Source organism: Pseudomonas sp. BS3767 (assembly GCF_900099665.1).
GTDB lineage: Bacteria > Pseudomonadota > Gammaproteobacteria > Pseudomonadales > Pseudomonadaceae > Aquipseudomonas > Aquipseudomonas cerasi.
The window spans coordinates 27,885-38,040 of record NZ_FNCX01000006.1 but is presented as its reverse complement, the minus strand read 5'-3'; the positions used below and the strand labels follow the sequence as shown (position 1 = coordinate 38,040).

Sequence of the window (10,156 nt, the reverse complement as noted above, 5' to 3'; positions counted from 1 at the left end):
ACCCACCACGCGCCGGTAAGCGGTCAGGCGGTCAGGCGGTCAACGGCTCGGTCGAGCGCTCGATAGCACCTGCAAGCGTCTCGACGCTGGGATACTCAAAGAGCAGATTCAGCGACAGACGACTGCCGAATTGCTTGCTCAGCCGCGACATGATCCGCATGCCGGCCAGCGAATGCCCGCCGATGGAGAAGAAGTCTTCGTTTCTACCCACTTCCGGCACATTGAGGATTTGCGCCCAGACCTCGGCAATGGATTTTTCCAGAGCCGTCGACGGTCGCTCGCTGGTGACTCTTGCACGGCCGTTTTGAGTCGCCAGTTCAAGCAATGCACGCTTGTCGACTTTGCCGCTCGCATTGACCGGCAGTTGCTCGATCACATGCACTTCGGAAGGCACCATGTAGTCGGGGAGGCGATCCCTTAGCGCTACACGAATCTGTTGTTCATCCAGTGCAATGGTCCCGTCCAGACTGACAAAGGCAACGAGTTGCTTATCAAGATTCAGTGTGCGCAGAATCAGCGAGCACGCCGTGACACCAGGCAATTGACGTATCGCCTGCTCAACCTCACCAGGCTCTATGCGCAAGCCACGGATCTTGATCTGGCTGTCACTGCGCCCCAGAAACTCGATACCGCGGCTCTGGGTCCAGCGCGCCAGGTCACCGGTGCGGAAGAGAGTTTTGCCGGGGAACCTCTTCAGTGTCACAAAACGCTCCTGGCTCAGTTCCGGACGCTTGAGGTAGGCGCCGGTGATACCTGTGCCGCCGATAAATAACTCTCCTGGAACACCTGGCTCGGCAAGCTGCCCGAAAACATCCACGATGTAGGCATCGGCCTGTGCAATTGGCCATCCGATCAGAGGCTTGTCAGTCACTTGTTCGACTTTGTCCATGCTGTAGGCAGTGGTAAACACCGTACCTTCAGTAGGGCCGTACCCGATGGTGAGCGTCCCGGTGGACTGTGCCAGAAAACTGCGCATGCTTTGCGGTGAAACAACGTCACCGCCGGTCACTACATGTCTGACGCCAGCCATCGCATGAGGATACTGATCGACCATTTCCTGGAACAATGCGGACGTCAGCCAGAGTACGCTGACCTGCTGGCTTTCCAGTGTGTGTGCCAGGTCATCCAGCCCGCCGGCTTCTCCAGGCTGAACCACCAACTGCGCGCCGTTCAGCAAGGCACCCCAAATTTCAAAGGTCGATGCATCGAAGGCGAGGGGCGCGAAAAACAGGAAGCGGTCGTCACCATTGATATCGATATAGTCCGTCCCCTTGACCAGACTCACGACCGCGCGGTGGGTACTGGCAGTGGCTTTCGGAGTGCCTGTGGAACCCGATGTGAACATGTAATAGCAGTGAGCATCGGCGCTGACGACAGGCTTGACCAGTGGCGACACGCGCAGGTCATCCTGCTCAGTCAACAATTGCCCGATCAACAGCGTTGAGGTTGCATCACGTAGAGGCGGAGCACTCTCATCGATCAGTGCCCACTTGACGTCCGCCTCTTCCAGCAGCCAGTCACGACGCTCGGCAGGCGACGCACAGTCGATCGAGAGGTAGCACGCACCGGCTTTGAGTACGCCCAAGAGCGCTGCAACCTGCCACTCGGAGCGCATCATGCAGATACCGACGACATCACCGGGCTGCACATCCTTGCGAAGCAATATGTCGGCAATTTTGTCGGCGGACTCATTGAGCTGAGCGTACGTCAGCACTGCCTCCCCGCACCGCACAGCGATGGCTTCGGGCTGTGTAGCCGCAAATGCCTCGACGATGGCGTGCAGGGACGTTTCAGGGTAGGTCGAAGCAAGCCCCTCACACTGTGCCTGAATGGCAGCCTGGTGCTGGGCCGACAGGCTTTGTGCCAACGTCTCGTCAAGTGACTCACCGGCCTTTTCCAGCAGCTGGACATAATGCCCGGCCATTGATGTCGCTGTTTCCTGAGTGAACAGGTCAGCGGCATAGCCGAGTGACAACGAAGCCTTTGTGCCGGAACGGTCCAGGACGAATTCGATGGGCGGATGCAGACTGCCCGAAGCACTTCCCTGCTCTGCACGCGCGGACAGGCCGTTGCAGAATACCGACTGTATTAATGACTGTGGCGCTCTTCCCGATGCCGCAACACTGTCATCGAGCGCTTTTTCCAGGCTCTGTGCGGAAGATGCGTGCCACTGACGAGCCTGCTCGCAGTGCTGTTGTGTGCGCAGGAAGACATCGGCAAATGTATCGTGCGCAGTGAGCGTCAGCTTGAGTGGCAACGGTGTGGCAAGACGCTGTCCATCGGCAGCGGTACCCAGACCAGCCACGACGGTTTGATGCCCGCCATAACGTGCCATGACAATGGCATAGATAGAAAAAAGCGCTACTTCAGGTTCAATGCGGCGCTGTTCACACGCTTGAAACAGGCGTGCAAGGCTTTCATCCGACAATGGGATTTCATGACGCACAAGTGGCCCGCTGACAACGCGATTAAGCGCATGGTCAGCCAGAAGACCCGAGGCTTCGAGGTCGAGAGATTGTTTCCAGAACTCTACGCCAGGACTGACAGAAGTACCGCCTGCGGCAAGGACAGCAGACTTGCGTACATTGGCGAGGCTTTCTGCCGGTTGCTCGAGCCAGGCGCTTGCCAGGTGGAGGAAATCATCCATAAGCGCTACGACATCTGCCTCTTTGGCGACAGCGGTGGAGTACTCAAGCATGAAACGACCGCCAGCGGCCGGGTTAACCTCGTCATCGAAAACGCAAATGACATTGAGGTCGAATTTCGCAGAACCGTTTGCCAAGCCCTCCACCACCTCGACATCAATGTCCGCAAAGTCCAGGGTGCGGGACATGGAGTTATGAAAACTGAAAGCAACCTGAATGTAAGGTAACTGCTGAGTTAAACGCTCCGGGCTCAGATCGGCAACCATGGTGGAAAACGGCACATGCGACTGCAAACAGGCCGTGCGGATTTCTTCTTTCACGGCTGCCAGTAGAGGTGCCCAGGGCGTGTTCGCGTCAATGTCGATGCGCAGCGGCAACATGTTGACCAGCATACCGATGGTGTTTTCGATACCCGGCAGGTCGCGGTTGGCGACGGCGGTACCGATCAGTTGTTGCGTCTGACCCGAACGCGCCGCTACTACACAGGCAAACAGTGAAAACATAGTCTCGAACAGGGTGGATTTATTCTTCGAGCCATACGCCTGAAGTGCGCTGATCAACCCACCGGGCAACGGTACCGACACGGAACTGCCGACAAAATCCAACGCCGCTTGCCCACCCTTCGGTGCAGGAAACGGCGAATGCGTGTAGGCAGGCCAGGTTTCAAGACGACCGTACCAGAAGTCTCGGCCTTGACGACCTTGAGCCGAATCCAGCCAGTCGCGCTCCCATTGGCAGTAATCGATAAACTGGATCACCGGCTCAAGGGGCTCTTGATTAACACGGCCCTTTTGTTCGTTGTAAAAATGATTGAGCTCTTTGAGAAACAGCCGAAATGACCAGCCGTCATGAATGAGGTGGTGTTCGATGTGCAGCAATGAGTGGAATTGGTCACTGAATTTGAACAGCACCCATCGAATCAGCGGAAGTTTCGCCACTTGGATTTTCTGGGCTATTTCAGCTTTTATAATAGAATTCATGTAGGTCTGCCGTACCGCTTCACTGCTGGCAGACAGGTCAACGATCGGGATGTTCACGGGCCAGGCGTCCTGAATAGTTTGCCGTGGCTCCCCGTCAACCTCATCGAAAACAGTGGAGAGTGACTGATGACGCTCAACCACCATACTCAGCGCCAGTTCAAGCGCGTTGATATCAAGGTCGCCGCGAATATTCAGCATGGCCTGAAAATTATAAGCGATACTTTCTGGTACTAACGTCTCAAGAAACCAGGCCTGTTCCTGAGACATGGAGAGTGGCCCTTCCGTACCGGTTATATGCTGTACGCCGGCCCGCTTAGCGAGATCTTGAGAGCGTGACGGTGCGGTATTATTTTTCTCAAAACTGTTCATGACGGCCTCAGGTAACATATTAATCAGGTGACATCAACCTCGTAAAAAAACCGATGCAAGAGATTTTGTTAACGACGATTGACTTCTTTCAAAAAAAACACATACACCCTGTAACCGTCTACCTGTGAAAAATAACAGCTTACGCAGCCCCCCCAACCTTCCTAGTCTATATAACGCCCTAATAACAACGCATTGCAGAGCACAACCTGTCGAGGTAAACGATGCAAACCGTCCAAAGATTTCACTGTAACGATGCACTCAAATTTGAACTCATGCGTCTTTACAAAAAGAATAACTGGCGATGGCTACTGGGTTGGTCGGGGGATATTATTGTCATTGCTTCCGCTGTCGCACTCACCCAATGGTCGTTGTATGCTTATCCCCTCAGCGTGCTAATTATCGGTTCAAGGCAACGCGCACTCGCCTCCCTTGTTCATGAAGCAGCCCATTTAACCCTGACTCAAAGCCGTTCCCTAAGTTATGCCATTGGCCACTATCTAACCGGCTTACCCATCTTTCAGGATTACGAAGCTTATCGACATTCGCACGTGCACCTGCATCACCATCATCTCGGTGACGCCGACAAAGACCCGGACTACCGTTACTATATCGATTCTGGACTGCAGGCGACCGTAGATCGGTTTGACTTCATGTTTAACCATCTGCTTAAAACCGTGCTGCTCCTGAATATATTCAGCTACCTGCGTTACCTTGTCATTCATCGGTTGGGCGCACTGTTCAAGTCCCCTCGCAAAGCGCTGACCCTCATCGCAGTACACGCTGTTTTATTCTCGTTGTTCTACGCCACCACAGGCCTGTACGGTTACCTGATGTTCTGGCTCGTTCCTTACCTCACGGCTTTTCAGGTCATCGGTTGGCTGTCAGAGGTTTCTGAACATTTTGGATTGTTCGGCAAGGAACGGGAGGCCTTGCGTATCACCCGCAACCGTTTCCCCTCCTGGTGGGAGAGGCTGTTTATCGGCATGCATGGAGACAACCTGCATCTCACTCATCACTTGTTTGCAGGCATCCCCTACTGGAATCTGTACAAGGCGCACTGCGTTCTTTTGCAGGACCCGAGCTATGCTGCAGTCAATCAGGTCAAGGGTGGCATCATCTCGGGTCGTCGCGACAGGCAATCGGTCATACGCCAGATACTGAACATTTATCGCCTGCAAAACAAACGTCATTCTCAGCACAACACTGCGCATCAGGCGCGGTACGAGCAGTCGACGCGCGAAGGTACGCAGGCAACAACAGGCGATAACCGGTAGCCGTCGCGTTCCACTGCAGGTTGTCAATAAGTATTCCGATCGAACCCGCGCTGTATCGGAATCGCGCACAAAGAGCCGAGGCTCACTCAACGCTTTAATGGCCTTTGCGACCTGCCACTCAGGGCGGTCGTCAAGGCTAGCACCGTCCCTTACAAAATGCCCATCTTGGTCAGTTGTATGCAAGCCTGAAGTTTGGTTCGGACACCCAACTTCGAGATCACATTGGAAATGTGAAAATCCACGGTTCTTTTGGATATATTTAGAATGACGGCAATTTCATTACAGGTCTTGCCTATTGCCGTCCAGATGTACACTTCCTTTTCACGGTCCGTGATAGTGAAGTTTTCGTCCGATTCATTCAAGCCCATGACCAGGCCCGTCAACTTATGATGAAACTCACGAACCAGCGACTTCACCTCCGTCGCAAGACTGTACTCGCCTTGCGCATTCCCTGTTCCGGCTTCTTTATTTGCAAACCGAAGTAAACTGAATGCCTTCTCTTCGCCGAGGTAGAACGCCGTCATCCCGTCAGAGGTGGTACCGGCGTCGATCATTTCGCCACGGTCATTTGATGATACAGGCCTGTTCAGTAACCCGGTAAATAGTGGCTGAGAGCAAGCAACGCCCCGAACCGTATCCGCTACGTCCTGCCGCTCCGCACAATGACTGTTCTTTTCCCCTGCCTCCGGACCGCTGACCAGAACAAAGCCATGTTGCTGTAAGGCTGGCGTGTGATGATAAAAAAAATAGGCATAGTGATGAACACCCCGCTCACTTGCACTCTGTTCGAACTCCCATTCCAGCTTTTGTCTGCCGGTGCTTTTTTCATGGCCAAACATATCGCTGCGCAATGAAAGTGCCATCATCCTACTCCATGAACCATTTGAAATGGCTACTTCTCAAGTGAGAAGCCCATGCAATTCATGATAACTACGCCCCACCCTTCACGCAACTTAAGTAACTCTCAGACTTTGAATACCGGCACTTTGCCTGCACACTGATACTCACTGTGCGCGATTATAGTATTTCTTACGACATCTTATTAAGCCGCACACTAACAGCTCCACCCCACAGAACAATACCTTGATAGTTCTGATAGGCGTCTCATAAAAACTTTAACTCTATCACCCTAAAAACTCTATTCTTCGCCCCTTCTCTCATCCCGCTGTCCCCCTTTTACAGGGCAAGGCAACCTTGACCTGACACAAGCCGATCAATAAAAGCAGCCGCGCGTTGCGAAACGTTCGGCACAGAGCGAAGACACTTCACCAAGAAGAGGCTGGATAACCTCATGTGTGTCTTAATGTGAAAATAGCGAATTGCCCACCTTCCCCGCCATCTTCTCCGGCTTGATTAGAAACCGTGCCAGCGCGGGCAGCAGCCACAGTGCGCCGAACATGTTCCACAGCAGCATGAAGGTCAGCATCAGGCCCATGTCGGCCTGAAACTTGATTGCCGAGAAGATCCAGGTGCACACGCCAATGGCCAGGCACAGACCAGTAAACAGCACGGCCTTGCCGGTGGACTTAAGGGTTTCGTAATAGGCTTGCTGCAGCGGCAGACCGGCGCGCAGGAAGCTTTCCAGGCGGCTGTAGATGTAAATGCCGTAATCGACGCCGATGCCCACGCCCAGCGCCACAACCGGCAGGGTCGCGACCTTGACGCCGATGCCCATGAACGCCATCAGCGCGTTGCCCAGCACCGAGGTCAGCACCAGTGGCAGGACGATGCACAGCGTGGCGGCCCATGAGCGGAAGGTGATCATGCACATCGCTGCCACGCAGAGGTAGACCAGAATCAAAATGGTCAGCTCGGATTTTTTGATCACCTCGTTGGTCGCGGCCTCGATACCAGCGTTGCCGGCGGCCAGCAGAAATTGCAGGTCCGGCGTGTCGTTCTGCCTGGCGAAGTCCTGCACTGCATGCACCGCCCGGTCGAGGGTTTCGGCCTTGTGGTCGTTGAGGAACACCAGCAGGGGCGCCAGCGAACAGGTGTTGTTGTACAGGCCGTCGGCGCGGGCAATGGAGTTGTTCAGCACATCCTTGTTACGCGACAGGCTCTCCCATTTCAGGTTGCCCTCGTTCATGCCCTTGATCATCTGTCTCGACACCGTCACCAGCGAAATGGCCGACTGCACGCCCTGGGTGTTTTCCATCTTCCAGGCCAGTTCGTTGATCGCTGACATGGTTGGATAGGCCGAGCAACCTTCTGGTGGCGTCTTGACCATCACCACCAGCACGTCCGAACTGGTGGAGTAATGACTGATAATGAACGCGTTGTCCTTGTTGTAGCGTGAATCGGGACGCAGCTCCGGCGCGCCCTGGTCCAGATCGCCGATCTTCAGGTTCTGGCTGTACCAGAGCCCGCCACTGAAGGCCAGCAGCGCCAGCACAATGGAGACCGGCGCAACCTTTGGGCTGGCAAAGTTGGACAGCAAGCGCCAGAACGGATGCTCGGACACCGCATCCTGCTTGCTGCGATTGATCGCCCGCTTGCTGATGCCCACGTAGGAAATCGCCACCGGCAGCAGGATCAGGTTGGTGAACACGATCACTGCCACACCAATGGAAGCGCCGATGGCCAGCTCGCGAATCACCCCGATGTCGATAATCAGCAGCGTGATAAAGCCGACCGCATCGGCCAGAATCGCGATCATGCCCGGCAGAAACAGCTGACGAAACGTCCGCCTTGCAGCGGTCAGGGCGTTGTCGGCCTCGCTGGATTGCAAGGCGATACCGTTGATTTTCTGCACACCATGGGAAATGCCGATGGCAAAGATCAGGAACGGCACCAGCATCGAGTACGGGTCAATACCGAACCCCACGACGTGCATCAGCCCAAGTTGCCAGATCACCGCAATCAAGGTGGTGATCAGCACGGCGATGGTGCTGCGAAGACAGCGGGTGAACCAGATCAACAGCACCAGCGTGATCAGAAAGGCGATGCCAAAGAACATTACCACCATGAACAGGCCGTCAATGAGGTCGCCGACTTTCTTGGCGAAGCCGACGATGTGAATCCTGATGTTCGGGTTTTGCGCCTGATACTTGTCGCGGATCTTCTCTTCAAGCTGGTGCGAGAACTGCTGATAGTCCAGCGCCAGCAACTTGCCCTGGTCTGCCGGATCCGGGTAGGACTCCTGCAACGGCACATCAATGATGCTGGATTTGAAATCGTTGGCCACCAACCGCCCGACCTGTCCGGACTTGAGTATGTTGTTGCGCAACAGATCCAGACTCTCATCCGAACCGTTGTAACTCTGCGGAATCACTTCGCCTCCGGCAAAGCCCTCCTCCGTCACTTCGGTCCAGCGTACGCTCGGGCTCCACAGCGATTTCAGGCCAGAACGGTCAACGCCAGGAATGTAGAACACCTCGTCGCTGATCTGACGCAGCGTCTCCATGTAAGGTTTGGAAAAGATGTCACCCTCCTTGGCCTCTACCGAGATACGAACGGTGTTACCCAGATTCGCCAGATCGTTGCGGTGTTCCATCATGTTCTGGATGAACGGATGGGACAGCGGAATCATCTTCTCGAAACTGGTGGAAGGCCGCACCTGCGTGGCCTGCCAGAACAGAAAGAGGCTGGCCAGCAGGCAGAGGATGATGACTGCCGGGCGATGGTTGAAAATCAGGCGTTCGAGGAAGGTTGCCTTGTCATCCGGATCTTGCGCGTGCTGGTGCGTGTTCATGCCTGAATATCCCCGCCCTGAAAGGTCTTATTGTTGGGTGGTATCGGCGCCCGTCGGCGAGGTGAGGCGAACGCCGCCCTGCCCGACCAGAATCAGATTGCCTTGAGAATTGCCAGTGACCCCGGCCAGCGAGATGCGATCAGGTCGATTGAAGACCGCGAATGTTTCACCGTCGTCGGTGCTGCGCATGACACTGCCGCCATTGCCGACCAGCACCAGCGAGCCATCGGCCAGCAGCGTGGCACTTGCCAGCCCGAACTCGATCGGCCCGCGCGCACCCTTCAGTTCGACGGGCTGCCAGCTGTCACCAAAATCGCTGGAGCGAAACAGATTGCCGCGCAGACCATAGGCCAGCAGCGTGGACGGCTGTGCCGTGCCGATCACACCGAATAACGAGCCTTGATACGGGCCGTCGATTTTCTCCCAGGTCTGCCCCTCGTCGCGGGAGCGAAACATGCTGCCCGCTTCGCCGACGATGAACAGGCCGGCGTCCTTGACCTGAGTGATGCCGTTCAAGTGGTACTGGTCTTCGTTGTCCAGCCGGTCGCTGACATCTTCCCAGTGCTGCCCGCCATCGGCCGTGCTCAGCAGCAGGCCGTAGGCACCGATGGCCAAACCGTTGTCGAGATCCTTGAACCAGACATCCAGCAGCGGAGCCTCGCGCTTCAAGTCCTCGAACTGCTTGCTCCAGCTCTTGCCGCCATCGCTGCTGGCCAGTACCTGCGCGTCGTGACCGACCGCCCAACCGTGCTGTTCATCCACAAAAAACACGGCCGTCAACAACTGCCGGGTAGGCACACGAGCCTGACTCCAGGTCTTGCCCTGATCATCGGAAAGCAGAATATGCCCATGGTCACCCACCGCGACCAGCCGCGCACCCGCATGGGCGACGTCCAGCAACAACGTGCGAGAGGCTTTGGTCGACTCGATGGCATAAATAGGAGCGTCTGCAGCAACGGCAGTGGCTAGCGCCTCGGAACCGGCCATGGCTGGCAGCGCAAACAGGGATGACGCAACGACAGCCAGGGACATGCCCGCGCATAACCGGGTGCGACGATGGAAAGACTCACGCATGGACTTTTCCGCTCTTATTATTATCAGGTGGCTGTTATCGGGTGTGGGTGCCGGACAACTCGTATCGATGTCGACGCCCGCAGCGCTATGGCGTTACCTGTCTGGAAGCTCAGCCATCCTAGG

Annotated in this window: 5 protein-coding genes; 1 reads left to right on the top strand and 4 read right to left on the bottom strand. The window is 55.6% G+C overall.

Annotation, left to right across the window (positions count from 1 at the left end; translation table 11 throughout):
• Positions 1 to 31: 31 nt before the first annotated feature.
• A complete protein-coding gene (locus tag BLR16_RS17805; protein WP_054081174.1) occupies positions 32 to 3,892 on the bottom strand; it encodes a non-ribosomal peptide synthetase in 3,861 nt (1,286 codons plus the stop codon).
• Positions 3,893 to 4,215: 323 nt separating this feature from the next.
• On the opposite strand from BLR16_RS17805, the gene BLR16_RS17800 reads away from it, so the two are divergent.
• Positions 4,216 to 5,268: a fatty acid desaturase family protein gene (locus BLR16_RS17800; RefSeq protein ID WP_032609993.1), complete on the top strand. Its 1,053-nt coding sequence runs from the start codon at positions 4,216 to 4,218 to the stop codon at positions 5,266 to 5,268.
• 149 nt (positions 5,269 to 5,417) lie between these two features.
• Here BLR16_RS17800 and BLR16_RS17795 read toward each other — a convergent pair whose 3' ends face one another.
• From BLR16_RS17795 to BLR16_RS17785, 3 genes are all read right to left on the bottom strand, one after another.
• Entirely contained in the window at positions 5,418 to 6,131 is a 714-nt protein-coding gene (locus BLR16_RS17795) for a LuxR C-terminal-related transcriptional regulator (RefSeq protein WP_054081176.1), read from the bottom strand.
• Between the two features lie 437 nt (positions 6,132 to 6,568).
• Complete coding sequence (locus tag BLR16_RS17790) at positions 6,569 to 8,959, bottom strand: efflux RND transporter permease subunit (protein ID WP_074807891.1); 2,391 nt, start codon at positions 8,957 to 8,959, stop codon at positions 6,569 to 6,571.
• 27 nt (positions 8,960 to 8,986) lie between these two features.
• Entirely contained in the window at positions 8,987 to 10,033 is a 1,047-nt protein-coding gene (locus BLR16_RS17785) for a YCF48-related protein (protein ID WP_058396654.1), read from the bottom strand.
• Between the last annotated feature and the right edge of the window lie 123 nt (positions 10,034 to 10,156).

Bases quoted from the DNA above. Each gene is read 5' to 3' on its own strand.
- BLR16_RS17805 (WP_054081174.1), bottom strand. From the start codon at position 3,892: ATGTCTCAGGAACAGGCCTGGTTTCTTGAGACGTTAGTACCAGAAAGT.
- BLR16_RS17800 (WP_032609993.1), top strand. From the start codon at position 4,216: ATGCAAACCGTCCAAAGATTTCACTGTAACGATGCACTCAAATTTGAA.
- BLR16_RS17795 (WP_054081176.1), bottom strand. From the start codon at position 6,131: ATGGCACTTTCATTGCGCAGCGATATGTTTGGCCATGAAAAAAGCACC.
- BLR16_RS17790 (WP_074807891.1), bottom strand. From the start codon at position 8,959: ATGAACACGCACCAGCACGCGCAAGATCCGGATGACAAGGCAACCTTC.
- BLR16_RS17785 (WP_058396654.1), bottom strand. From the start codon at position 10,033: ATGCGTGAGTCTTTCCATCGTCGCACCCGGTTATGCGCGGGCATGTCC.